Source organism: Buttiauxella sp. BIGb0552 (assembly GCF_004366275.1).
In the GTDB taxonomy this organism is placed as follows: Bacteria; Pseudomonadota; Gammaproteobacteria; order Enterobacterales; family Enterobacteriaceae; genus Buttiauxella; species Buttiauxella gaviniae.
On sequence record NZ_SODY01000005.1, the window covers coordinates 102,574 to 126,792 of the forward strand.

Sequence of the window (24,219 nt, forward strand, 5' to 3'; positions counted from 1 at the left end):
GCCTGACTGTCTTGTAAACAGTTTTTCCTCTTTCTTTCACGCCTCTTAATTAATTCCACTCCCTTTCATCCGCAGAAAAATGCGTGAGTAGTCACATTTTTGAAAGCTGATATTCTTCATTTACAACTCAAATAACATCGGTGAATTCCATTTCCCAATCGATAATATTAATCCATTGAAATATAGAGATTTTCTTTACCCTTAGTTCATAGAGCTTATATCAAAAGTTCGTGACTTAAATCACAAATATTGCCCCTAAGAAACACCTGTCAACCGCTCATCCGAATAAATGAATCCCAATTTTGTGATATAGCTTGCAAATTCAAGGCTTGTTTAAAGGGAAAAATGTCTGCAAGGAAAACAAACGAGATAAGTGTCATGAGAATCAGCATGGTAATTAGCGGCGGTGATGTCACGGGGATAAATAACTTTGTTTTTCAGGTTTCCCGACTGGCTCAAGCAGAAATCGTTTTGTTTAACGGTGGTATTCCAGGTCTATTGCAGAATAGCCACCAGGATATTTCCATCCGTGATTTAGTGGATTTTTCCGTAGCATCCATTCCTATTATGTCTTCGGGTCGCACCAACCGTAAATTAAAGGGTAGCGAATATGAAACTATCGCAAAACAGTTAAAAACCCTGCATATCGATGTGCTTATTATGGCCGGTGGTGATGGCTCATTACAATTTTTGAATAACCTCAGTGAATATGGTGTGAATTGTTTCGGTGTCGGTATGACCATCGACAATGATGTTTACGGTAGTGATTACACCATCGGTTTTTCAACTGCATGTGAACAAGTGATTAAAGAAGTCGCCAAGCTGCGTAATACAGGCCGTGCTTTGCCAGGGCGTGTTTTTATGGTTGAACTGTTGGGCGGCTACTGCGGTGAATTAACGCTGCAATCGGCGATTAAAAGCAATGCTGATTTTGCGCTCATCCCCGAGTGCCAGCAGTCGTTAAGCGAACTGGCACATAAGATTAGCGCACGACTTGAGACACAAAATAGCGTCGTGATCCTGTGCTCTGAAGGTTATACCAAAGAGTATTCCCCCGGTTTCCAAGGGGCAATTGACACCATGATTAAACAGCTTGAACCAAAAATTGGCGTACGTATTCGTAAGTCAATTATTGGTTATAGCCTGCGTAACGGTGACCCTACCTGCGAGGAAATCTATCAGGGCACTATTATGGCAGGTGAAGTCGTTCGTTGTATCCAGTCCGGTATGAGAAATAAAGCCATTATTATTAATTCGAGTAACAAACCGATCCCTATAGATTTAATCAGTATGCAAAAACGCCTCGTCGACACCGAAGGGCATCATTATAAATTAGCGAAGCAGCTCAATATTATTTGAGGAGACTTTCAATGCTTAAAATTCTTTGTGTATGTGGCTGCGGTTTAGGTTCCAGTTTCGCCATTGAAATGGCTGCAACTGCCGTACTTAAAAAACTTCAGATTCCGGCAGAAATTGATCACACCACCGTATCAGAAGCGGGGGCCTTTAAATCTGACATTATTTTAACGCAAAAAACGTTCGCCGATATTTTAACTGCCGATGCCAGTGAAGAGGAAATTAAACGCGTCATTGTGCTGCACCGCCTCACGGATAAAGACGAAATCGAACAAAAGATTGTCGCCTTTTTAAAAGATCGCAATGTGAAGGTATACGACCATGAATAGCATCATTAACTTTATTGTTAAAGACCTGCTAGGACAGGCATCAATATTGATTGCCTTTATTGCCATGCTCGGTCTTTTGCTGCAAAAAAAATCAAAGGGTAAAGTCGCGGAAGGGACGTTTAAAACGCTGCTTGGTTTTCTAATCATGATGGCGGGTATCAACATTATTGTAGATACCCTGACTTTCTTGAACGATATCTTCACCCACGGCTTTGGCATGAAAGGCTACATCACCGATGTGGCAGCTATTGCCGGCCTTGCAAACCGCGAACTGGGTTCCGAAGTGGCACTCACGCTAATGGTGATATTTATCGTCAACATCATCATTGCCCGTATCACGCCGTTTAAATACATCTTTCTCACTGGGCAAGCACTGCTTTGGATGGCAACGATTGGTGCAGTGATCGGCTATAAAGCCGGGCTGACTGGGCTGCCGTTGATTCTTACTGGTGGGATCTTCGGTGGAATTATGGCTGTGTTGATGCCTGCTCTCGCTCAACCCGTAGTGCGCCGTATTACCGGTTCTGACGATGTAGCTCTGGGTCACTTCTGCACTATTGGTTATCTGGTGCAGGCTGCGGTGGCGAAGGTTGTCGGCAAAGGTTCTAAATCTACCGAAGATCTGGTGCTGCCGGATAACTTCAAATTCTTGCAAGATACTTACCTTTCGATGGCCGTGGTGATGATCCCTATGTACCTCATCCCGGCGCTGGCGGCTGGCCCGGAATATATCGGCCAATACTCTCACGGCGTGAATTACCTGATGTTTGCCTTTATGCAGGCGATTCAGTTTGTTGCCGGGGTATTCGTACTCTATAGCGGTGTGCGGCTACTGCTTAACGAGTTGGTACCTGCGTTCCGTGGTATTGCGATGCGTATCGTGCCTGATGCCAAACCTGCGCTGGACTGCCCGGTTCTGTTCCCTTACGCCCCCAATGCCGTGATTGTTGGTTTCCTTGCCACAACTGTCGGCTCCATCATCGGCATGATTGTCTTCCCAATGTTTGGCCTGGCGATGATTCTGCCCGGCTTGTTGACCAACTTCTTTGCTGGCGGCACCGCAGGGATTTTCGGTAACGCAATGGGCGGCAGACGCGGCGCAATCATCGGCGGTGTGGTGCACGGCCTGTTTATTACCTTCCTTCCTGCCATCCTGGTGCCAATGCTTGAAAGCTACGGCTTTACCGGTGTGACTTTCAGTGATTCTGATGTGATCAGTAGCGGCCTAATTTTGGGACATGTATTCCAGAATAACTGGACGTTTGTCGGCTTATTCATCCTGTTCGTAGCGCTTATCGCCTGGTTCGTGAATGGCAAATCAACCAAACCTCAAGAGGAAAAAGCACATGAGTCTGTATAACTTCCCAGATTTATTACAGATAGCCAAAGAGCGTAAATTTAAAGCGGTAGGCTCATTTAATTTGCATTGCCTTGAAATGCTGCCCGCTTATTTTAAAGCTGCCAAAGCAACCAATAGTCCGTTAATGATTCAAATTTCTACCGGGACTGCGGAATATTTAGGTTATCGTTTATTAGTCGATTCAATTCGTTCTTTATCCGAAAGCCAGCAAATACCAACCTGCTTGCATTTGGATCACTGCTCAGATATTGAGTCCATTAAAACAGCCATCGATGCAGGGTTTAGTTCAGTAATGTATGACGGTTCCCATCTGGACATGGCGGATAATATTGCGAATACACGTAAGGTTATTGATATTGCCCGCCCGCGTAATATCTCAGTAGAAGCAGAACTGGGAGCGATTGGCGGCTCAGAAGATGGCAAAGCGGTCGCCATGGAAGATATCTGCTTTACCACCACCGAAGACGCTAAACGTTTCGTTGATGAAACCGGGGTGGATATGCTGGCGGTGTCCGTCGGTACAGTACACGGCCTATATACCGGCAAAGCGAAAATTCAGCATCAACGCCTGGCGGATATCAGCGAAGTGACCAAAACCCCGCTGGTTCTGCACGGTGGCACAGGTGTCAGCGATGAAGATATGCGCCGCGCCGTCTCCGGGGGCATTGATAAGGTCAACGTCGGTACTGAAATGAACGTGCAATGGGTTGGGCACTGCAAAGAAACCTTTGAGAAAGGAAAAGTGAATGACAGCGTGCGCAAATTTTTAATACCAGCAAATGATGCAGTCGCTGCTGTATTAATCGAAAAGATCGCATTATTTAAATAAAGCAGGCGTTATCCTCTACTCTTCATTGTAACCCTGGTTGCGTGGCAACCGTCGGGCGGGAGCTAGCTATGTTTGGATCTTTGAAAAAAATTTTTCACGGTAATAATTCGGATACGGTGCAATATGACATTCAAGCCGTGCAACTTGAAACTGAATTAACTGCTCTGGAAAATACGTTGACGGAAAACCCAAATAATGGCGAAACACAAAAAGCATTAATGTTGCGCTATAACCAGGCGTTACAAGTTTTTGCGAAGAGTAAAACACACCGTCAGCATATCGATGCTTTATTTGTCAAAATTGATGAGCTGAGAAATATTATTCGTAAGAATATTTAGGGAGAACTCATGGCCATTAAAGAGTTATTAATTGAAGCGCAGGCAATACAAGTTGGCGTGCGCGAAACGGACTGGAAAAAGGTGATTAGACTTGCGGCTCAGCCGCTGGTTGATAATGGCTATATCCTGCCCTCCTACTACCAGGCAGTAATTAATAACACCCTTGAGCATGGTGCGTATTACGTTTTTGAAGAGGGCGTCGCCATGCCCCACGCTCGCCCTGAATGTGGGGTGATAAAAAATGGCTTCAGTCTGGTTTTGCTTGAGGAACCCATCGCCTTTGCCGACAGCGAAAAGGCCGATATCGTGATTATGTTTGCCGCCTGCGACAGCAATGGGCATATCGAAGAAGGTATCCGCGCGATAGTGAATTTGTTGGGCGATGACGATGTCATGGCAAAACTGCGTCGGGCAAAAGGCAAGGAAGAGGTGATCGCAATATTATGAGCCAGACCACGCGAACACAGGGCAAAACGGTGGTACTTGTGAACGGCGTACCCGCGTCAGGCAAAAGCACGATCTCCCGCTTATTGTCCGAACATTTTGCACTACCGCTACTGACAATCGACGGCATCAAAGAACCCTTTATGGCGCAGTTCGATGAGATAGACAGGCCGTTTAATCGCCGCCTGGGAAATGCCGCCTATGAAGTGATCTGGTCGATTGTCGCCGACAGCCCGGAGCAATGCGTCTTTATTATTGATGCATGGTTCGGCTTCCAGCCGAAAGAGGCGCTTGAACGCTATCTTGAGCAGGCGGGTGTCACCCGGGTTCTGGAGGTGTGGAATCATATCCCAGGTAACCTTGCCGCCGAACGCTATGCGCAGCGGCTTGGCGTAAGACGCCACGGGCACCCAGGGGAAGAATATCTGCCAGAGCTGGTAAAACTTGCGGATAACGCAGAGCCGATGTCACTTGGACCAGTTTTCACTGTGGACCACCGAGAGCCGATAGACACCGCTGGTCTCCTTGCATGGCTGAGTGAAGAATTTGGAGACTAACCCGAATGTTGCTTTCATTAGCCGATTAAGCCCTCTGCGTTCCAGAGGGCTTAGGGAGCAATCAAGAAGCAGGTGAAGCCACGAGTTTGCGCGTCTTACCATAAATAATTGTCAGAACCGCAGGGACAGTAAATGCGACGATTATCGCAAACACTTCATAAATCATTTTTGAGTCTGGGCCGCTGAAGAGACCTAACTCGAACACATTAAGCACTGGCAGGAAGCTGTAAGTTTTAACGCCCAGCAAACCGGTAATGCCACCGCCCAACGCGGCACCAATACAACCGAACACAAATAACATTCTGTATTTCAGATTCACGCCATACAGCGCCGGTTCAGTAATACCGAAGAAGGCAGAAATTGAGGCAGAAATCGCGATCTGTTTGTCCTTGAGGTTGCGGGCAATAAAGATTGCGCCGAATGCCGCGCCAAACTGCCCCATTACCGCCGACATGAACATCGCCATAATGGTGTCATAACCGTTAACCTGAATATTGATTAGCGCCAGCGGGATGATGCCCCAGTGCACACCGAACACCACAAACAGCTGGCCGATACCTGCCAGCAGTGCGCCAGAAATGACCGGGCTGAGGTCATAAAGCCATGCATATCCGTTAGCAATACCGACCCCAACGTAATCCGCAATCGGGCCAATTAAGGTGAACACCACAAATCCGCAGATGATGAGCGATAAACAAGGCACAAATACAAATGCAGCCAGCTCCGGGATTATCTTCTTCAGCCAGCGTTCCACATAGCTCAGGAACAACACGGCAAATACAGCAGGGATAACCGCGCCACCATAAATCTTAACGTTCAGCGCAAGTCCCATAATATGGAATGCACCGGGAACACTTGGGTCGGTTAAAGGGAAAATCATCGCCGCAGTCAGTGCCAGCGCGGTAAATTTATTCGTTTTAAAACGTTCAGATGCCGTAACTGCAATAAACAACGGCAACATCACAAACACACCGCTCGACAGCGCGTTAAACACGGTGAACACGTAAGAATGCGTATCCACCAGGTTCATTGTCTGCAGCAATACCACAATCCCTTTTACGACACCGACCCCCGCCAGCACACCGATGTAAGGCGTGAAAATAGCGGAAAGTGTAGCCAGCAAGCGGCTTGCCCATGAGCCTTGCGCAGTTGTTTCTTCAGCTACAGGCGTTTGTTCACCGAGCTGCTCTTTAATCGCTGAACATACCTGATCGACTTTCGGGCCAATGACTATCTGGAATTGACTCGGGCTATCCACTAATTTCACGACTTCAGGAAGACCATATAACGCTTCCGGATTCACTTTATTTTTATCTTTTAATGTAAAACGTAAGCGTGTTGCGCAATGAGTAATATGTTCAATATTCCCAGGCTCACCAACATGCTTAATTATTTGTTGGGCAAGCTGACTATATGTCGTCATGGTATTTCCTTAGTTTCAAGGTTTGCGCTGTATTTATTACCCGATAAAAGTATCGGGCAACGTTGTAGGGTAAATTAGTAATCAAAGAATAATTAGGCGTAATCGCCAGGTTTTGTTTTACTCTTAACAGAAATACCAAAATCGGTAAAAATACGCTGTGGCAAGTTATTACCTTTCGCTTCAGCGATATGGTGCGCCAGAATCTGGAAAGGAATAACCATCAGTAACGGGGCGATAAATATATCTACCGCAGCATTAATGGCGAGCGTTCTTTCATCGCTACTTTCGCCTAATTTAACGGTGTAAATATAATCGGTATATTTTTGCTCATAAGCTTTCAGAAGTAATAAACGCTCACGCGCTTCTCCAGGCGTGTCGAGGAAAAACATCCTATGATTGCCGTTCACTTCAAAATAAGGGCCATGCATAAAGGCTTCCAGTTCTACCCCTTGCGATGGAACGCGAATAGTTTCTGCAAACTTGGTTTCCATTTCTTTAATCACACCCACACTCGGGCCATAGCCAATTGCCGTAAATCTTGGGGAGGCAGTTAGCTCATCTTTCCATTTTTCGAAAAAGACTTCAGTTGTATCAATAATCTGTGGGATAGATTTTACTGCTATGGCTAATTTCACTAACTCTTCGGCTTCCTGCGTTTCAGTGATTAAACCATTGCAACGCGCGGTATAAAGACCCAGCAACATGAATTTAAAAATAGTCGCCACATAACCTTTAGTGACGTAACCCACGCGCTCTTCACCAATTTCAATATCGATGGCGTGATCGACAGTTTTCGCCAGTTCGCTTAACAGTTTGCTGGTTAAACCGTACGTCACCACCGGGAAACTTTTACGAATGTGTTTTATCGCATTGATGGTGGATGTGCTTTCGCCACTTTGCGATACGCCAAGCACCAGATCGGTCGCGGTATCCATTTTTTCGTAGTGCTGGAAGTGGAACGGCTCCTCCACGGTAACGCGCACGTTCGCCAGGTTTTCAACATAGTATTTCGCGCTTTTGATGGCGTTTATACTTGAACCAGTAGCTAAAACCAACCACGTGCTCTTTCCTTTAATCGCTGGTAGATCATGCGGATAACGATCAAGCATTGCTGAAAGTGTAGCTTGCTCTTCGTGAATGTAAGTCATCATTGTCGGCTTCATTGGCCCTCCTGAAATCAAAACCTGAAAACGTTTTCAGGTTTTAGGCTAGAGGAGCACGCGTGGGGTTGTCAATCCACTTTTCAGCAATTGTGGTGGGGATCAAAAAATATCGTGTACGGGGGTTTTGGAGCCGTCAGAAATACTGAAATGCTAAGAGAGAGCTAGCAGGACTCGCCTGGTATCAGGCTCAGCTGGATTTTTTCAGGCACTACAGATTCACTCGTATCTTTCAGTAATGTCATTAAAACTTGCATCACTGTTTTACCAATGAGTTCATTGTGATGGTTCACCGTGGTAATTCGTGGAATGAAATATTCACTACCGGGGAAATACTCACAGCTGACAATAGCAATATCTTCAGGAACAGAAATATTTTTATCTTTTAATGCCCGAATTGCACCTTTTGCCACATGGTCATTAATCGCCACAATAGCTTCGGGCAATTTTTCACTTTGCGAGAGCAACTTATCTACCGCTTCATAGCCATGTTGTAAGTAGAAGTTATTTAATACAATGTGACTATCGTCAACCATTATATTAGCTTGCTGAAGCGTGTTTTTAAATGAATCTATACGTTGCTGGGTGATATAAACACTTTTCGAGCCACCAATGAACCCGATGCTTTTATAGCCCTTACTTATCAGATGATTAGTTGCAAGTGCAACACACCCAGACTGATCGCGCTCTACACAAGAATAATCTACACCGCCTAATTGCCGCCCAACAACAATAACCGGAATGGCCGCACAAAGTTTCTTCAACTCATGGGAATAAGAGTCTGGCACATTATTATAATCAATATTCCCACCAAGAATAATAACTCCATCAATTTGGCTATCAGTAATCGAGTTAAAAATATTTTCTTCAGGAATAATTTCACTCTGTGATGAGGATTTATTAGCTGATTGAGTATCGTAGAGTGTGACTTTATATCCCGCCCGTAAACTCTCATTTTCGATTTGAGCAACCAGCATCACAAAATATGGGTTACTGATATCGGAAACGACAATCGCCAGCGTCTGTGTCTTTTTGGAAATCATACCGCGCGCCAACAAATTGGGGCTGAATTGCTGCTCCTGAATAACCTTTTCAACCCTGGCGCGAGTTTTATCCGCCACCCAGCTGTTGTTATTCAGAACACGGGAAACTGTCGCAATAGATACATTGGCCAGTTCTGCAATATCCTTGATTGTTAGTGGCTTTTTCATTTTTTTGTCTCGTCCCTACAAGGCGTTAATAGTAGGGCAACGCGCCGAGTGAAGCAAAGGGGGATTTTCTTCATCCAAACAGACTGCACTTTTTATTCCATCTGCCGATAACTTAAACAGGGAACGGGGCAACGATGACCCGCCGGGTTACAACCAGAGGTTTAAATGGATAGTTTTCAAAAAGATATTGATGAAAGGGCTAACCTGGCGTTATCCAACAAGTTTGAGCTGTTGTTGTTCCGCTTAGGGGAAGGCCAGCACGGTGGAAAATCAGAGCTGTATGGCATCAACGTGTTTAAACTGCGCGAAATTGTGCCAATGCCGAAAATTAACCGCGCGGCAGGGATGATGTCACCGCTGTTGGGCATGGCAAATATTCGTGACCAATTTATCCCGGTTATCGACCTGCCCGCCGTTACCGGCTGCACGCCAAAAACTGGCCTCAATCTTCTTTTAATTACCGAATACGCCCGTAGCACGCAGGCATTTGCGGTGGAGTCGGTAGAAAATATTATCCGCCTCGACTGGAGCCAGGTTCACGCTGCCGAATCTGGTGTGAGTAGCCGCAATATCACCAGTATCGCTTCACTCAATAGCGACGAATACAAAGGCGAGCTGGCGCTGGTACTCGATGTTGAACAGATTCTTTACGACATTATTCCTTCCGGGCGCAAAGTCGATATGGCGGCCATCGAAGGGAACACAAACCCTCTGAAACCGGGTGCTGTCGCGATTGTTGCCGAAGATTCAAAAGTCGCCCGCCAGATGCTTGAGCAAGGCCTGAAAGGCATGGGTATTCCGGTGGTGATGCATTCCACGGGGCTTGAAGCGTGGGAGAAAATCAAAGTGATTGCCGCAGAAGCTAAAGCCGCTGGCCAGCCGATCACCGATCGTATTGGTATGGTGCTAACAGATATTGAAATGCCGGAAATGGATGGCTTCACCCTGACCCGTAATATCAAATCGGATATCGTGTTAAAGCAGATTCCTGTGGTGATTCACTCGTCTCTATCAGGTAGCGCCAACGAAGATCACGTGCGCAAAGTGGGCGCGAATGGTTATGTCGCCAAATTCGATGTGAAGGAGCTTTCCGAGGTGATTCATAAGGCGCTGGATGGCGCGGTGCTTTGAATAGAAAGGTGGGAAGGTCGAGGGAAAACCTTACTTCCCCACCCAGCTATTTTTAATTTTGAATTTGTCGGCGCGGTTGTAGCTACATGAAAAGTTGAACGCTTTGCCGTCTTCAAGTTTCGTCACGCCGGAGACTTTCAGCATCGGCAGGCCGGGTGAAATAGAAAGCAAAGCCGCCAACTCGTCATTAAATAAATCACCTTCAATCACCGAGTTATAAAACTTAATCTTTTTGCCCGTGACTTCTTCGATGTACTGATACAGTGATTTCTGCTCAAGTACTGCTTGCGGGATGGTGGCGATAATTTCGCTGTTTATCCACGAGTCTTCAACCAACACTGGCACGTCGTCAATGAAACGGATGCGGCGGATAAAATGGACATCCTGTTGTGCATCCAATTCCAGTTGCGACGCCACCGTTTGTGGTACGGGAATGATTTTATGCGTCACCAACCGACTTGAGATTTTCGCCTGCTGACCAAACTCGCGGGAAAAACCTAAAATAGAATCGCCAGTGCCGTTGTTGAGCATATAGACGTTATCTTCAATCACTTTCGTGACGAACATCCCTTTGCCATGGATTCGCTCGATAAATCCCTCTTGTTCAAGCACATGCATTGCTTTTTGCAGCGTCACGCGCGTGACACCATACTGCGCGGCCAGCTCTCTTTCCGAGGGGATTTTCTCACCAACCTGATAGCGATGGCTGAGGATATCTTTTTGAATACTGTTTTTAATTTCTATATATCGCGCAGCCATAGGGATTCAAATCTTTGCGTCATCATCGGGCCGTTAGTGTACCACCTCAGCCAATAACTGCGCTTCCCGAGCTTCAATCGCCAACTGTTTGACTTCCATTATTCGGAAGAACGGATAGTAGATAATTGTTGAAATAATAACCATACAGCCAGACCAAATTGCCGCTGGAATGTTCCCGCCCGTGGCGAAATAAGCGTTAAGAATCGGCGGCATCGTCCAGGGAATTTGGAATACCGGCCTGCCGATAATGCCAAAATCCATCAACAGATAAGAGCAGGTACAAATGACTAATGGCGCGACAATTAGCGGGAACATCATGATCGGGTTGAGTACCATCGGCACACCAAATATCACCGGCTCGTTGATGCAGAAAATAGACGGGCCAAAAGAGACGCGACCAATAGATTTGTAATAACGACTTTTCGACAACAACATTGCTAACACCAGGCCCATAGTGGCACCCGATCCCCCCGCGCAAATAAAGAAGTTATAAAACCCTTCGGCGGTAATATGTGGAACCGGCTGGCCGCTGAGATACGCCTGGGTATTTTCTGCAATGAATTTTAAAAAGATGGGGCTGGTGATCCCCGAAAGCACGTTAGTACCGTGAATACCGCAACTCCATAATAATGAAATCAGCGCGACCAACACTAACATTCCCGGCAGCGTGTCCAGGCCATAGACCAGCGGGCTGAGTAATAGCGAAAAGAATGCATTAATATCGAAATTCAGAATCACGCGCACAAACCACACAATCGTCAGGCAAACTACCGCCGGAACCAGGCTGATAAAAGATTGCAGCACGGCGGGCGGGACACCTTCTGGCATACGAATATAGATTTTGTGAGTGATAAAAAACCGCACCGTATAAACCGTGAATATCGACAGGATAATGGCTGAAAACAGCCCGGCTGCACCAAAGTTATCGACGTTAATTTTATAATCGCCATCCAACTGCGCGAGAACAAATACCGCGACGGTAATACAGCAACAGCTCAGGCCATCAAGTTGATACTGCTTCGCCAGGTTATAGCTGATACCAATGGCAGCAATTAACCCGATGATGCCAAAGGTTGCCTGCACCGGCACGCTGAGTTTGTTCGCATACGGGCCAAGAAATTCACTCCAGCCGGGAATAGGTAAATTAGCGACAATTAAGAACAGGCTGCCGGCAATAATAAACGGTAGTGTGAAAGCGATACCGTTGCGTATCGCCACCAAAATGACGTTATTGCCTATCTTCATTAAAACGGGAATAAATTTGTTTTCCAGGAAGCTTTGCATGGAATATCCCTTTTGCGTTATTCATCCGTGTATTGTGGTAAAAAATCGCGGTTCGCTGCCAAATAGTCTTTGAGAATGTTCCCGGCGATTTCGACAGATGGCACCAGAGGATGCGCCGCCAACGCCAATAATGCGGTGTGACGATCTCCGGTCATTGCCGCTTCGATGGTTAATTCTTCAAAAGCTTTTACACTCTGAATTAGCCCGCGAATGCGCGACGGCAAACGCCCGTAAGCCAGAGGGCGAGCACCCTGTTTATCGATCACCGCATTGGTTTCAATGACCGCGTCATCAGGCAAATCTGGCGTGGTGCCGCGATTAACCGTGTTAACGACATGCACTTCTTTTTTATTGTTATACAACGCGCTAATAATCGAGCAGGCGGTATCGGAATAATACGCGCCACCACGGCTGGAGAGTTCCGGCGGCTTTTCACAAAGATGCGGGTTGCGATAGATATCAAACAGTGTTTTTTCGATTTGTAGTGAACGCTCGCCACGCGTGCCGCCGTTTCGCAACGCTTCGAGTTCGTGTTCGACCATCTCTTTATTGAGGTAGAAATACTTTAAATATGAGAGCGGATAGAACTTCAGCGCGCGGATAAATTCAGCAGGCAGATCGATGTCGGGGATATTTTTTAATTTGTTATCACTTACGCCCTGCGCTAATTTCTCAATAAAGTCGGCAGTAATTTCTTCGCCATGCAGCGTAATACGGTCGGCAAAAATTAAATGGTTCAGCCCCATAATGCGGGCATCAATGGCCTCGCGCCCTACGCCGTAAGCTTTCGCGATATCCATCATCATGCTGTTTGCGCCGCTGCAAATCCCCAGCGACTTAATCTTGCTATGCTTTTCAATGGCCTCGGTGACAATTCCGGCGGGATTGGTGAAATTAATCAGCCACGCATCCGGGCACAGGGTTTCCATCTCTTTGCAGATTTCCAGCAATACCGGAATGGTGCGCTGCGCCTTCATAAACCCGCCTGGCCCGGTGGTTTCCTGCCCGAGAACACCATAAATCAGTGGGATTTTTTCATCCTGAATGCGTGCCGCAAGCTGGCCGACGCGAATTTGCGTGGTAACAAAATCGGCATCTTTCAGCGCCTGCTGGCGGTTGGTGGTGAGATGCACCGTCATGGCGATACCCGCTTTTTTCACCATTCTTTGCGCTAGTTTGCCGACGATCTCCAACTTTTCACAGCCGGTTTCAATATCCACCAGCCAGTATTCGCTCACCGGAAGTTCGGCGTGTCGTTTAATAAATCCGTCTATCAGTTCTGGCGTGTAACCCGAACCACCGCCAAGGGTGACAACTTTTAATGGCTTCATGAATTTTCCTTTTCACTTTATCTGGCATACGCCAGTTTGCAGAAAGAAAATATCACAGCGTGACTGCAGAACTTTGGAGGTTTGTCACATAAAGAGAAGGGTTATAACTATCAAGGATAATTTGACAGTTCAGAGTGAGGGCAAGCGCCGCCGCCGTCTGAAAGAGGCTGAAGGTGAGCGAATGAATATTGAAGTGTTGCAAGCGATCGCCAGCAAAGAGAAAAAGGGCCACTAACGTGACCCAGGGATTGATGACAAACTTCTTCGTAGGTCGGATAAGCGGAGCGTCATCCGACTCTTTCACCTGCAATGACCGGCTTAAATGGTGGATGACGCTATCGCTTATTCACCCTACAAAATCCATTTATCAACTTTTGTGACCCTCGTTTTCTCAAAGTATCCCTACTCTAAATAAAACACTTCTTTTAACTCAGCACTCACCGGGCTGTTATCCGCATTACTCGGCATAATCTCGCTCATATGCTTCCACCAGCGCTGGCAAACTTCCGTTTGTGCGACAGCATTCCAGCGGGTTTCAGACTCAATCTCTACCGTGGCAAAAAGTAGATGGCGTTGTGCATCAAGATAAATAGCGTAGTGATGAGCACCGTGCTGTTTAAGTACCGCTTCCAGCTCTGGCCAAATCGGCGTATGGCGGCGTTGATACTCTTCATGCGCATCCGGGTTTACCTGCATCACAAAGGCTTTGCGGATCATAACGCCTCCAGGTAAAGCTCGCGCACTTCCTCACGTGTTGCCGGGCGAGGATTACACCCTGCGCATGGGTCGGCCAAAGCGTTATCCAGCCAGCCTTCAATATCTGTGGTTTGAATTCCAAGCTGGCTAAAGCCAGATGGAATACCGACGCGAGTAGAAAGCGCACGAATCGCCAGAATCGCCTCAAAGCTGGCTTCTTCTTCGTTCATATCCTGAGTATTCACGCCCATCGCTGCGGCAACTTTCGCAAAACGTGCAACGGCTTTCGGGCGGTTAAAAGCTTCAATAACTGGCAGTAAAATCGCGTTGCAAACACCGTGCGGTAGGTTGTGCGTCGCGCCCGGCTGATGCGCCAATGCATGAACCAGACCCAGGCCTGCGCTGTTAAACGCCATACCCGCCAGATATTGACCGTAAGCCATCATTTCACGCGCTTCGAGGTTGTGTCCGTTTTCGACCGCTTTTGGTAACCACTGGCTAATCAGGCGGATAGACTCCAGCGCGTTGGCATCGGTCAGCGGGTGTGCGGCAACGGAAACATAGGCTTCGATGGCGTGAGTCAGCGCGTCCATGCCGGTTGCAGCAGTGACGCTTGCCGGGATGTCGAGCATCACGCTGGCATCATCCACAGCAATATCCGGGATCAGATTGGTGTCGATAATCACTTCTTTTACGTGGCGCACGGAATCGGTGATGACCGCATTGCTGGTCATCTCAGCCGCAGTCCCGGCAGTGGTGTTAATAGCCACCAGCGGCACGCCTGGGTTAGTCACTTTACCCACACCTGAATAGGCGGTTGATGGGCCTGGGTTGGCGGTGAGGATCTTCACCGCTTTGGCGGTATCAATCGGGCTGCCGCCGCCGAAAGCAATCAGATAATCACAGTCGCCTGCCTGATACGCCGCGAAGCCTTTTTGCACCAGTTCTTCTGTCGGGTTCGGGAACACTTCATCGAACAGTTCGTAAGAAAGCTGATGTTCGTCGAGCGCGCTAAACAGGCTGTCGAGCAGGCCCATTTTTACCAGTTGCCCGTCGGTGATAATTAACGCTTTTCCCCAGGGTTTGGCGGCGATTAATTTCACCATGTCGCCGATGGCACCCGCGCCGTGAAGGCTGATTTTTGGTAAGGCCAACATAAAGCTCATTGCTATTCTCCTTAATATTATGACGATGGCCACCCGGCCATCGTCTCGGTATTCATCCTCGCCGACGTGCTAAAACGCGCCGGGTAATAATCGGTAGCGAAATCACGGTGATCAGCATCGCGCCGACGATAATCGACATCACGATGCCCGGCACATTCAGCAGACTCAGGCCGAAGGTCACCAGCCCCATCAGGAATGCGGCGATAATCACGCCCGCCATGCTGCCGGAGCCGCCAAGAATATTGACACCGCCCAGCACCGCCATCGTCACCACGCTCAGCTCCCAACCCATCGCAATCGTCGGGCGCGTGCTGCCAAGACGTGAGGTCAGTAAAACCGACGCCAGTCCCGCCATCACGCCCACCAGCACAAACAACATCAGGTTGTGGCGCTTCACGTTAATGCCGGAATACCACGCGCCAGTCGGGTTATTACCGATGGCGTACGTCCGGCGGCCAAAGTTGGTTTTGTGCAGCAAGAAGGCGAACACCGCCGCCAACACCATGAACAGGGCAAACTCGAACGACAACGCTCCCCAGACGTAACCCTGCCCAAGCCAGGCGAAACTTTCCGGGTAGTGATTCAGTGCCTGGTCGCCGAGCAAAATGTAGGTAATGCCGCGATACAAACTCATGGTGCCGATGGTGATCACAATCGACGAAAGGTTAAAGCGTGTGACCAGCAGGCCATTGAACAAACCGCACAGCAGCCCGACGCCAAGCCCGATACAGACCAAGCCTGCGGTATCGACTCCTGCTTGCGCACAAAAGCCCATCGTCGTTGAACTGAGCGCAATAGTTGAGGCAACGGACAGGTCAATTTCACGGGCGATAATCAACATCGCCATCGGCAACACGATGATCGCTTTTTCGGTGAAGTTGAAGGTGGCGTCCGACAGGTTCCAGATATTGAGGAAATACGGCGAGGCCAGTGCGTTCACCACAAATACCGCCAGTGTCACCGCCAGTAAAAATGATTCCCAGCACAGCAAGCGGCGCAATAATGGAGCTGTCGCGGCCTGCGGTGGAACAGATTCAGAAATCAGCGTCTTATTCATGGCTCACTCCCGGAGTTTGTCGCGCCAGCGCTGCGTCGCGCAGAATCAGCCGCCCTTTGCGTTTGTTGCCGCGTTCATTGAGTAACACCGCCACCACAATCACTGCGCCGGATATCGCCATTTGCCAGAACGGCGACACGCCAATCACCGGCAGCGCATTGTTGATAACGCCAAGGAATAACGCCCCAAGCAGGCAGCCGAGCACACGCCCGATCCCGCCCATGGTGCTGATTCCGCCAATGACACAGGCTGCGACGATTTGCAGTTCAAAACCGTTAGCTACGTCGACATACGCAACGGCAAATCGAGAAATCCACAAATAACCGCAGAATCCCGCCAGCGCGCCCGACAAACTAAAGCTGATGAACTGCATTTTTCCGGCGTTGATGCCGGTGTAATACGCCGCTGTTGCATTGCCGCCCGCGGTGTACATCGCCCGCCCGGTGCGGCTGTAACGCAAGAAGTAACCCACCAGCAACAGAGCGGCGACCGCACACCAGCTCAATAACGGCATGCCCAAAACCACCGCGCGCGGCAGCGCAAGGAAATCGTTGCTCATCTGGTGGGCGTTAATCCAGCCACCGTTTGACAGCAAAAAGATAATGCCGCGATAAATGCTCATGGTGCCGAGGGTGACGACAATCGCCGGAATGCCAAGTTTCCAGACTAGCAAACCGTTAATCACGCCCATCACCAGGCCAAGAACGGTTGCCAGCGAGAGCAACGCCCAGACCGGGATTTGCGGATAGTGGAAGTTAAGTAGCGCGACAATCATGCCGGTCAGCGCGAGGTTCGCCGCCATCGACAAATCAATGCCTTTGGTCAGCAGCACCATCATCTGGCCGAGCGCGAGAATGATAAGAATCGAGGTGTCGTTAAACATCTCAACCAGGTTGCCAGGAGCCAGGAACGACGGCACGCGGCTGCCAATGCCCAGCACCATCAATAGGATGACGCCCGCCAGCAGAAATTCACGATGTTTAAGAAGAGATTGCCACATTATGCCGCCTCCTCGTGGGAACCGCTGGCCGCGCTAACGATCGTCTCCGCGCTCGCCTCGCCCGCCTGATATTGCGCCACCATCAACCCTTCGTGCATCACGATAATACGATCCGCCATGCCCATCACTTCCGGCAGTTCCGACGACACCATAATCACTGCCAGCCCATGGCCAACCAGCTCGGACATAAACTGGTGCACTGCGGCTTTCGAGCCGATGTCGATTCCTTTGGTCGGTTCATCAAGAATGATTACCGTCGGCTGCGTTGCCAGCCATTTGCCGATTACCACTTTTTGTTGATTGCCGCCGGAAAGCGTTTCAACCGCCTGCTTCCAGCTAAACGCTTTGACCTGTAAGCGTTTGGCATATTCGTCCGCCAGCGCCCATTCACGCGCTTCGTTTAACACGCCGCGTGGGTTCAGGCGGCTCAATTGCGGCAGGCTAATGTTTTGATAAATCGGCAGTTCGATAATCGCGCCCTGCTTCTGGCGCTCTTCCGGCACGCAGACAATCCCGGCTTTGATGGCATCTGCAGGCTGGCGGAATTTCAGCAGTTGGCCGTTTAACACAATCTCACCGTGAGATGGACGCGAAACCCCTGAAAGCGCCTGCATCAGTTCGGTACGCCCGGCACCGACCAGGCCGTAGAACCCCAGAATTTCACCTTTACGAAGCGTGAAGTTGATATGGGCAAACTCGGTTGGATGGCAGAGATCTTTCACCTCTAACACCACGTCACCAGGTTCGCAGTTCACTTTCGGGAAGGCGTGTGTGATTTCACGCCCGACCATCATGGTGACCATGCGTTCTGCGCTGATATCGTCGATTTGCCCGGAGCCGATGTACACGCCGTCGCGCAGAATGGTGTAGTGATCGGCGATGGCAAAGATTTCGTCGAACTTGTGCGAGATAAACAGAATCGCTTTGCCTTCGCGTTTCAGGCGTTCAACGATTTGATAGAACTCGACGATTTCATGCAGGGAAAGTGCGGCGGTCGGTTCATCGAGGATCACCACTTGCGCTTCAAACGATAACGCGCGGGCAATCGCTACCATATGGCGTTGAGCAATGCTGAGGGTTTTGAGCGTGGCGCGAGGGTTAATTTGCACTTCGAGGCGAGTGAGGATTTCCTGCGCCTGCTGGTGCATGGCGGGCCAGTCGAGCTTCTTGAAGAAGCCGCGGTAAATATAGTGGCCGACGAAAATATTTTCGGTGACGGTCAGTTCATCGAACAGCACCGTTTCCTGGTGAATCGCTGTGATACCGACTTTGTGCGCCGCTTCCGGGTTCGGCAGCGTAATCGGTATCGCTTTATAAAGCAGTTCGCCTTCTTCCGGCTGATAAATCCCGGTCATGACTTTGACCAGCGTGGATTTACCCGCGCCATTTTCACCGATCAGCGCCGTGACTTTGCCCGGCCACAAATCCAGATGAACGTTTTCGAGGGCGCGTACGCCGGGGAAAACTTTGGTTATTCCCTTCAGGGACAGCAATGGTGTGGTGAGTGTCATGGTCAATTCCCCATCCAAAATGGTGGATGGCGCGAACGCTTATCCACCCTACGTTTGGCTTTTGTAAGGCGAGTAAGCAAAGCGTCACCCGCCAATACCCAATCAGAAGATTTTGGAGAATTTATCGATGTTGCTGGCATCGTAAACAAACGGCTCAGCCATCGCACCGCTGCCGTCGGCATCCAGCTTCACTTTGCCCAGTTTGCCCATGCTGGCCTCGGTTTTCGTCGCCGTCCCTTTCACTAAATCGTCCGCCAGATAGGTTGCGGCATAGCCCAGATCGATAGGGTTCCAGATGGCAAAACTTTTCGAGGCACCAGATTTCACCGCACCCGCCATTTCAGACGGCAGGCCGAGACCCGTCACATAAACTTTGCCGATTTTCCCCTGGTCTTTCACCGCTTGTGCCGCAGCAACAATCCCGACGGATGACGGCGAAACAATGACTTTTAAATCAGGGTAGGATTTCAGCAAGCCCACGGTTTCGCGGTAGCTTTTATCAGACAGATCATCGCCATAAGCGACCGTTACCAGGTTCACGGAAGGATATTTCGGCAGCACCTTTTTCATCTCAGCAATCCAGATATTCTGGTTGGTTGAGGTGGGTGTTGCGCTCAGGATCGCGACGTCGCCCTTTTCCAGGTTCATGGCTTTTAAGGCGTCGGCGGCCAGTTTGACGTTGGTTTCGCCAATCAATGCGTTATTGGAAGGATTAAGGTGGATCTGGCGGCCCTCTTTTGCCACGCCGGAATCCCAGGAAACCACTTTAATCCCACGCTGCATGGCCTTTTTCAGCACCGGAACCAGTGCGTCAGGGTCATTGGCAGAAATAGCAATGGCATCAACACCTTGAGCGATCAAGCCGTTGAGGACTTCAATTTGTGCTTCGGCCGTCGTCGTGGTTGGGCCGGTATAAATCACTTTCACATCGCCCAACTCTTTGGCGGCTTCTTGTGCCCCGACGTTCGCGGCTTCAAAGAAACCATTGCCGAGGGATTTCGCCACCAGCGCGATTTTCACTTCAGCAAGGGCAGAGGTGGACAGAGCGAGTGCAACAACGGTAAGCGTACAACCTAGTATTGATTTAGTTTTCATTGCTTGTACTCCGATGTATGTAGGGTTTGCAGGTGTTTTTTATTTTTTTCATAGGGTGGATTAATCCACCCTATGTTTACGACTTACAGTTCTAAAGCACTGGCTAACGGGGTGACACCGAAACGTTTGCCGAGCGCGATAAGCTCATCACGAGAGATGGTTTGTTTCATGCCACCCATCGAAATAACTTTTACCAGCACTTCAGCCGACTTCTCAGCGGTATCGATAAGACCAAACGCTTCATCAAGCGTCGGGCCGCTACCGAATACCCCGTGGAACGGCCACAACACCAGCGAATGTTTTGTCATTTCGCCAGCGGTCGCGGTGCCAATTTCGTCGGTGCCCGGCACCATCCACGGCAGAATGCCCACGCCATCCGGGAACACCACCAGACATTCGGTGCTGCCTTCCCACAATTTACGGGTAATCACATCCGTGTTGTTTTCCAGCACATAGGTCAGGGCAATCAGGTTGGTGGCGTGGCAATGCATGATGACGCGATCTTTACCGCCCGTGGTTTTGATGCGCACGCTGTGTGACTGGAAATGCGACGCCAGTTCAGATGTCGGTACCGCTTCGTTTTCCAGCCCCCACAAAATGTGGTAGCCCGTACCGCGGTTGTCCACTTTCACCACGCCAATATTTGCCGCCGGGTCGAGTTGCACGTTGCGGAAGAATTTGCCGGAACCGGTGACGATGAACGGCGTATTCGCCAGTTCAGGCATCGGCTGGCTTAATGCGATGTAACGCGGTGCGGGGTGGAAATCAGCCTGGAATGGCGTGATATCAGCCTCATCAAGACGCATGGTGATGTTGCCGCCGTTACGTTCGTCCCAGCCTTTCAGCCAGGCATCGCTTGTTGCTTTGATCATGCCTTCTACGAACCAGGCGTTAAGGATGTTCTGCATAGTCTTGTGGTTCCTGTTGTGTATACCTCTCCCAAAGGGAGAGGTAATTAATCATATTTTGTCCTTCTCCCTCTTAGGAGAAGGTTGGGATGAGGGTGGTTAGCCGCGTTGGCTCAGCACGTCTTTTTCATAAGTCCGCACCGTTTTCAGCCACTGGGCATCAACTGGTGTGTCGTTACGCTGGCAATACATTTCCCAGACTGCCGCCCACGGCAGCGATTTCTGCTCTTCGAGCAACGCCAGGCGCGCGGTGTAGTCGCCTTCCAGCTCAAGCTGGCGCAGGGTTTCGGTTGGCTCCAGCAAGGCACGCAGCAACGCTTTCTTCATGTTGCGGGTACCGATAACCCACGCGGCGATGCGGTTAATGGAAGCATCGAAGAAATCCAGCCCGATGTGCACGCGGTCGAACAGATCGTGGCGAATAATCTCGCTGGCGATCGCTTGAGTTTCATCATCCAACAGCACGACGTGGTCGCTGTCCCAGCGTACCGGGCGGCTCACATGCAGCAGCAGGCGCGGCACATACAACATGGCGCTGGAGATTTTGTCGGAGATAACTTCGGTCGGGTGGAAGTGGCCCGCATCCAGACACAGTGCGGTCTGGCGGCTGGTCGCATAACCGAAATAGAATTCGTTGGAGCCCACGGTGTAGCTTTCCGCACCGATACCAAACAGTTTGCTTTCTACCGCGTCGATATGGTGTGCCGGGTTAAGTTTTTCACTCATCGCTTCATCAAGGGCGGCCACTAAACGCTGGCGCGGGGCCAGTCGGTCAACGGTGATATCTTTCATGCCATCTGGGATCCAGATGTTCATGACCGATGGCGTGCCTAGTTGTTCGCCGAAGTACGCGGACACTTTGCGACTGGCTTTTACGTGGTCAATCCAGAACTGGCGAACTTCATCGTCAGCGTGCGACAGCGTAAAACCGTCAGCACTTAGCGGGTGCGAGAAGCAAGACGGGTTAAAGTCCAGCCCCAGCTTGTTGGCCTTTGCCCACTCAACCCAGTTTTTAAAGTGCTCGGGTTTGATTTTATCGCGTGCAACGGGCTGCTCAGATTCCAGATAAATGGCGTGCAGATTCAGGCGTTTTGGGCCAGGGATCAGGCTTAATGCGCGTTCCAGGTCAGCGCGTAATTCAGCTGCATTGCGGGCTTTGCCCGGATAGTTGCCTGTTGCCTGAATCCCACCGCTCAATGCACCTTCTGGATTTTCAAATCCCGCAACATCATCGCCCTGCCAGCAATGCATGGAAACGGGCAGGCGATCAAGCTGTTGCAGTGCGGCTTCAGCATCAACACCGACAGCAGCAAAGCGCTGTTTTGCCAGTTCCCAGGCTGTTTCAAGAGATGTGGTCATGCGCAAAACTCCTTTCGTGTTTGAATATTCAGCGGAAACTGCGCGATATAACGGGCTATTTCGCTATCTGTTTGTGGGGAAAAAGATTTCAGCTCGTAGCTGGCGACAATAATTTTACGGAACTCATCGATGTCGTTAATTTCGTCCAGCGCCATTAACTGGCAGCCGATGTTGCCAAGCGTTGAGGCTTCAACCGGCCCGGCGAGTACCGGAATACCGCAGGCATCGGCACAAAGCTGGTTGAGAAGCTGGTTCTGGCTGCCACCGCCCACAATGTGCAGGCAGCTAAATCGGCGCCCACGAACGGCGGCCAGTTCTTCCAACGTTTTGGCATACAAGAGAGCCAGGCTATCGAAAATACAGCGGGCGAGTTCGTGGTCGGTGAATGGCACTGGCTGATTACTTTCACGGCACGCAGCCTGAATTTCACGACTCATGCTTTCGGGATTAATAAAACGATCGTCGTTCGGGTTAATCACAAAACGACAGGCTGTGGTTTTTTGGGTGCGATCGATAAGATCCGCCAGATCGGTGGTGCCCAGCTCTTTGGTGACGCGCTGCAAAAGCCACATCCCCATAATGTTTTTCAGCACCCGGTAGCGTCCTTCAGCACCGCCTTCATTGGTTATGTTAGCGGCCAGTGCTGCGCTATTGGCATAAGGCGTTTTGCTCTCAAAACCCATCAGCGACCAAGTGCCAGAGGACAGGTAAGCTGCATCTTTGTCTTTGAGTGGGGCACCAATAACGGCGCTGGCGGTATCGTGAGTGGCAACGCTGACAACCGGGATTTTGTTGCCTTCACGGCAAACCCATTGCCCAATAATATTGCCAGGATGAGTCGGTGTTCCGAACCATTTCTTCGGGATACCTGCCCAATCCAGCAAAGTTTCATCCCAATTATCGCTGCTGATATTGACCAGTTGTGTCGTGGTGGCGTTGGTGTACTCCCAATTAAGTACCCCTGTAAGGCGGTAGCAAAAATAGTCAGGGATTAGCAGTGCATGTGCGACTTTGTCGAGTAGTTCAGGATGCTGCTCTGCCAGAGCACGGAACTGGTAAAGCGTGTTGAATGGCAGAAACTGAATACCGGTGCGGCGGTAAATCTCTTCACGGCCTAACAGTTTAAAGGCATTATCCATCACGCCATCAGTGCGGTTATCACGGTAGGAAACGGGCAACCCAACACGATTACCGTCACGGTCAATTAATATGTAATCCACGCCCCAGGTGTCGATTCCGACGCTATCGATAGCGAAACCTTCGTCACAAGCCTTTTGCAGGCCGGTGCGAATTTCAGCTTCAAGGCTGTCGATGTCCCAAGTTTCTACGCCGCCCACATTTTTAAGGCTATTAACAAAACGGTGGATTTCGCGAAGTGTAAGTGTGCGTTGCTCACGGTCGTAGCACACTAGTATTACGCGCCCGCTCGATGCACCTAAATCAACAGCGGTACAGTAGCGAAAAGTCATGATGGTGTCCCTTATATCGACAATTACCAGAAAGTGTATGAATTACTGGCAGGGCCCACCTTCACGGGAATGACAGTGAAATCTTAAGGCTGGCAATAAAACAAAGATGGGTGCGTGTTACATCACGATTAGCAATATGTGAGGTTATTTGAAACCAAAAAGAAATACATATATTTGAATATGGTTTTATGTGGCAGTATATAAATTATCAATTCATTGTATATTTAATTATTAATATCAATAACTTAAACATATCCCAGCCTCTATTGGATATATTAAACTGAATCATTTTTCTTGTTCTTCATTTAATGATGAGAGGTTTTAAACGATTCGTTTGTTTTGTTTTTTTGATTGTTATCTCATTTTTAAATAAAACAAAATAATTTAATTGAAACATTGTTTCTCTACATTTACCTTCCATTTAAATTTTCAAAGAAAGCTTTAAC

General features: G+C 49.2%; 23 protein-coding genes. 8 read left to right on the plus strand and 15 right to left on the minus strand.

All coding sequences use genetic code 11. The annotated features are described in order from the left end of the window. Positions 1-378 precede the first annotated feature (378 nt). From EDF88_RS15655 to EDF88_RS15685, 7 genes are all read left to right on the plus strand, one after another. A complete protein-coding gene (locus EDF88_RS15655; protein ID WP_134185712.1) occupies positions 379-1,359 on the plus strand; it encodes a 6-phosphofructokinase in 981 nt (326 codons plus the stop codon). Positions 1,360-1,370: 11 nt separating this feature from the next. After that, positions 1,371-1,685 (plus strand): PTS sugar transporter subunit IIB, encoded by a 315-nt coding sequence (locus EDF88_RS15660; RefSeq protein WP_134185714.1) that lies wholly within the window; start codon positions 1,371-1,373, stop codon positions 1,683-1,685. After that, positions 1,678-3,045 (plus strand): PTS sugar transporter subunit IIC, encoded by a 1,368-nt coding sequence (locus EDF88_RS15665; protein WP_064561195.1) that lies wholly within the window; start codon positions 1,678-1,680, stop codon positions 3,043-3,045. The genes EDF88_RS15660 and EDF88_RS15665 overlap by 8 nt, the downstream gene beginning before the upstream one ends. After that, entirely contained in the window at positions 3,032-3,874 is an 843-nt protein-coding gene (locus EDF88_RS15670) for a class II fructose-bisphosphate aldolase (RefSeq protein WP_134185716.1), read from the plus strand. Before EDF88_RS15665 ends, EDF88_RS15670 begins: the two co-directional genes overlap by 14 nt. Before the next feature lie 68 nt (positions 3,875-3,942). Further along, positions 3,943-4,212: a hypothetical protein gene (locus EDF88_RS15675; RefSeq protein WP_134185718.1), complete on the plus strand. Its 270-nt coding sequence runs from the start codon at positions 3,943-3,945 to the stop codon at positions 4,210-4,212. Positions 4,213-4,221: 9 nt separating this feature from the next. Next, entirely contained in the window at positions 4,222-4,659 is a 438-nt protein-coding gene (locus tag EDF88_RS15680; protein WP_134185720.1) for a PTS sugar transporter subunit IIA, read from the plus strand. Beyond that, positions 4,656-5,213, plus strand: a complete 558-nt coding sequence (locus tag EDF88_RS15685; protein WP_134185722.1) for an AAA family ATPase — start codon at positions 4,656-4,658, stop codon at positions 5,211-5,213. The genes EDF88_RS15680 and EDF88_RS15685 overlap by 4 nt, the downstream gene beginning before the upstream one ends. 61 nt (positions 5,214-5,274) lie before the next feature. Here the strand turns inward: EDF88_RS15685 and EDF88_RS15690 are convergent, their stop codons facing one another. The 3 genes from EDF88_RS15690 to EDF88_RS15700 form a co-directional block, all read right to left on the minus strand. Beyond that, positions 5,275-6,636 (minus strand): PTS transporter subunit EIIC, encoded by a 1,362-nt coding sequence (locus EDF88_RS15690; RefSeq protein WP_134185724.1) that lies wholly within the window; start codon positions 6,634-6,636, stop codon positions 5,275-5,277. Positions 6,637-6,728: 92 nt separating this feature from the next. After that, positions 6,729-7,799: an SIS domain-containing protein gene (locus EDF88_RS15695; protein ID WP_134185726.1), complete on the minus strand. Its 1,071-nt coding sequence runs from the start codon at positions 7,797-7,799 to the stop codon at positions 6,729-6,731. Positions 7,800-7,960: 161 nt separating this feature from the next. Beyond that, positions 7,961-9,007: a LacI family DNA-binding transcriptional regulator gene (locus EDF88_RS15700; protein ID WP_134185728.1), complete on the minus strand. Its 1,047-nt coding sequence runs from the start codon at positions 9,005-9,007 to the stop codon at positions 7,961-7,963. Between the two features lie 165 nt (positions 9,008-9,172). Here EDF88_RS15700 and EDF88_RS15705 point away from each other — a divergent pair, with 165 nt between their 5' ends. Next, the gene (locus EDF88_RS15705; protein WP_134185730.1) at positions 9,173-10,138 is read left to right on the plus strand and encodes a chemotaxis protein; all 966 of its coding nucleotides are present in this window, start codon (positions 9,173-9,175) and stop codon (positions 10,136-10,138) included. A 30-nt stretch (positions 10,139-10,168) separates the two neighbouring features. On the opposite strand, the gene EDF88_RS15710 is transcribed toward EDF88_RS15705, so the two are convergent. From EDF88_RS15710 to rhaB, 12 genes are all read right to left on the minus strand, one after another. Next, complete coding sequence (locus tag EDF88_RS15710; protein WP_134185732.1) at positions 10,169-10,897, minus strand: GntR family transcriptional regulator; 729 nt, start codon at positions 10,895-10,897, stop codon at positions 10,169-10,171. Positions 10,898-10,930: 33 nt separating this feature from the next. Next, a complete protein-coding gene (locus tag EDF88_RS15715) occupies positions 10,931-12,181 on the minus strand; it encodes a PTS transporter subunit EIIC (protein WP_134185734.1) in 1,251 nt (416 codons plus the stop codon). Positions 12,182-12,198: 17 nt separating this feature from the next. After that, a complete protein-coding gene (locus EDF88_RS15720; RefSeq protein ID WP_134185736.1) occupies positions 12,199-13,512 on the minus strand; it encodes a 6-phospho-beta-glucosidase in 1,314 nt (437 codons plus the stop codon). Between the two features lie 402 nt (positions 13,513-13,914). Further along, entirely contained in the window at positions 13,915-14,229 is a 315-nt protein-coding gene (gene rhaM, locus EDF88_RS15725) for an L-rhamnose mutarotase (RefSeq protein ID WP_134185738.1), read from the minus strand. Then, on the minus strand, positions 14,226-15,374 hold the full coding sequence (gene fucO, locus EDF88_RS15730; protein ID WP_134185740.1) for a lactaldehyde reductase: 1,149 nt from the start codon (positions 15,372-15,374) through the stop codon (positions 14,226-14,228). Before fucO ends, rhaM begins: the two co-directional genes overlap by 4 nt. Before the next feature lie 52 nt (positions 15,375-15,426). Beyond that, on the minus strand, positions 15,427-16,431 hold the full coding sequence (locus EDF88_RS15735; protein WP_134185742.1) for an ABC transporter permease: 1,005 nt from the start codon (positions 16,429-16,431) through the stop codon (positions 15,427-15,429). Further along, a complete protein-coding gene (locus EDF88_RS15740; protein WP_134185744.1) occupies positions 16,424-17,431 on the minus strand; it encodes an ABC transporter permease in 1,008 nt (335 codons plus the stop codon). Before EDF88_RS15740 ends, EDF88_RS15735 begins: the two co-directional genes overlap by 8 nt. Continuing rightward, entirely contained in the window at positions 17,431-18,942 is a 1,512-nt protein-coding gene (locus EDF88_RS15745; protein WP_134185745.1) for a sugar ABC transporter ATP-binding protein, read from the minus strand. Before EDF88_RS15745 ends, EDF88_RS15740 begins: the two co-directional genes overlap by 1 nt. A 102-nt stretch (positions 18,943-19,044) precedes the next feature. Further along, positions 19,045-20,037 (minus strand): rhamnose ABC transporter substrate-binding protein, encoded by a 993-nt coding sequence (gene rhaS / locus EDF88_RS15750; protein ID WP_134185746.1) that lies wholly within the window; start codon positions 20,035-20,037, stop codon positions 19,045-19,047. Between the two features lie 83 nt (positions 20,038-20,120). After that, positions 20,121-20,945, minus strand: a complete 825-nt coding sequence (gene rhaD / locus EDF88_RS15755) for a rhamnulose-1-phosphate aldolase (protein ID WP_134185747.1) — start codon at positions 20,943-20,945, stop codon at positions 20,121-20,123. 99 nt (positions 20,946-21,044) lie between these two features. Continuing rightward, positions 21,045-22,304: an L-rhamnose isomerase gene (rhaA, locus tag EDF88_RS15760; protein ID WP_134185748.1), complete on the minus strand. Its 1,260-nt coding sequence runs from the start codon at positions 22,302-22,304 to the stop codon at positions 21,045-21,047. Next, on the minus strand, positions 22,301-23,773 hold the full coding sequence (gene rhaB / locus EDF88_RS15765) for a rhamnulokinase (protein WP_134185749.1): 1,473 nt from the start codon (positions 23,771-23,773) through the stop codon (positions 22,301-22,303). Before rhaB ends, rhaA begins: the two co-directional genes overlap by 4 nt. Between the last annotated feature and the right edge of the window lie 446 nt (positions 23,774-24,219).

What these genes read in the sequence shown, in the direction of transcription:
- EDF88_RS15715 (WP_134185734.1), bottom strand. Translation starts at nt 12,181, where the DNA reads ATGCAAAGCTTCCTGGAAAACAAATTTATTCCCGTTTTAATGAAGATA.
- rhaS (WP_134185746.1), bottom strand. Translation starts at nt 20,037, where the DNA reads ATGAAAACTAAATCAATACTAGGTTGTACGCTTACCGTTGTTGCACTC.
- EDF88_RS15700 (WP_134185728.1), bottom strand. Translation starts at nt 9,007, where the DNA reads ATGAAAAAGCCACTAACAATCAAGGATATTGCAGAACTGGCCAATGTA.
- EDF88_RS15680 (WP_134185720.1), top strand. Translation starts at nt 4,222, where the DNA reads ATGGCCATTAAAGAGTTATTAATTGAAGCGCAGGCAATACAAGTTGGC.
- EDF88_RS15735 (WP_134185742.1), bottom strand. Translation starts at nt 16,431, where the DNA reads ATGAATAAGACGCTGATTTCTGAATCTGTTCCACCGCAGGCCGCGACA.
- EDF88_RS15685 (WP_134185722.1), top strand. Translation starts at nt 4,656, where the DNA reads ATGAGCCAGACCACGCGAACACAGGGCAAAACGGTGGTACTTGTGAAC.
- rhaM (WP_134185738.1), bottom strand. Translation starts at nt 14,229, where the DNA reads ATGATCCGCAAAGCCTTTGTGATGCAGGTAAACCCGGATGCGCATGAA.
- rhaB (WP_134185749.1), bottom strand. Translation starts at nt 23,773, where the DNA reads ATGACTTTTCGCTACTGTACCGCTGTTGATTTAGGTGCATCGAGCGGG.
- EDF88_RS15655 (WP_134185712.1), top strand. Translation starts at nt 379, where the DNA reads ATGAGAATCAGCATGGTAATTAGCGGCGGTGATGTCACGGGGATAAAT.
- EDF88_RS15705 (WP_134185730.1), top strand. Translation starts at nt 9,173, where the DNA reads ATGGATAGTTTTCAAAAAGATATTGATGAAAGGGCTAACCTGGCGTTA.
- rhaD (WP_134185747.1), bottom strand. Translation starts at nt 20,945, where the DNA reads ATGCAGAACATCCTTAACGCCTGGTTCGTAGAAGGCATGATCAAAGCA.
- rhaA (WP_134185748.1), bottom strand. Translation starts at nt 22,304, where the DNA reads ATGACCACATCTCTTGAAACAGCCTGGGAACTGGCAAAACAGCGCTTT.
- EDF88_RS15665 (WP_064561195.1), top strand. Translation starts at nt 1,678, where the DNA reads ATGAATAGCATCATTAACTTTATTGTTAAAGACCTGCTAGGACAGGCA.
- EDF88_RS15690 (WP_134185724.1), bottom strand. Translation starts at nt 6,636, where the DNA reads ATGACGACATATAGTCAGCTTGCCCAACAAATAATTAAGCATGTTGGT.
- EDF88_RS15660 (WP_134185714.1), top strand. Translation starts at nt 1,371, where the DNA reads ATGCTTAAAATTCTTTGTGTATGTGGCTGCGGTTTAGGTTCCAGTTTC.
- EDF88_RS15710 (WP_134185732.1), bottom strand. Translation starts at nt 10,897, where the DNA reads ATGGCTGCGCGATATATAGAAATTAAAAACAGTATTCAAAAAGATATC.
- EDF88_RS15720 (WP_134185736.1), bottom strand. Translation starts at nt 13,512, where the DNA reads ATGAAGCCATTAAAAGTTGTCACCCTTGGCGGTGGTTCGGGTTACACG.
- fucO (WP_134185740.1), bottom strand. Translation starts at nt 15,374, where the DNA reads ATGAGCTTTATGTTGGCCTTACCAAAAATCAGCCTTCACGGCGCGGGT.
- EDF88_RS15695 (WP_134185726.1), bottom strand. Translation starts at nt 7,799, where the DNA reads ATGAAGCCGACAATGATGACTTACATTCACGAAGAGCAAGCTACACTT.
- EDF88_RS15740 (WP_134185744.1), bottom strand. Translation starts at nt 17,431, where the DNA reads ATGTGGCAATCTCTTCTTAAACATCGTGAATTTCTGCTGGCGGGCGTC.
- EDF88_RS15675 (WP_134185718.1), top strand. Translation starts at nt 3,943, where the DNA reads ATGTTTGGATCTTTGAAAAAAATTTTTCACGGTAATAATTCGGATACG.
- EDF88_RS15745 (WP_134185745.1), bottom strand. Translation starts at nt 18,942, where the DNA reads ATGACACTCACCACACCATTGCTGTCCCTGAAGGGAATAACCAAAGTT.
- EDF88_RS15670 (WP_134185716.1), top strand. Translation starts at nt 3,032, where the DNA reads ATGAGTCTGTATAACTTCCCAGATTTATTACAGATAGCCAAAGAGCGT.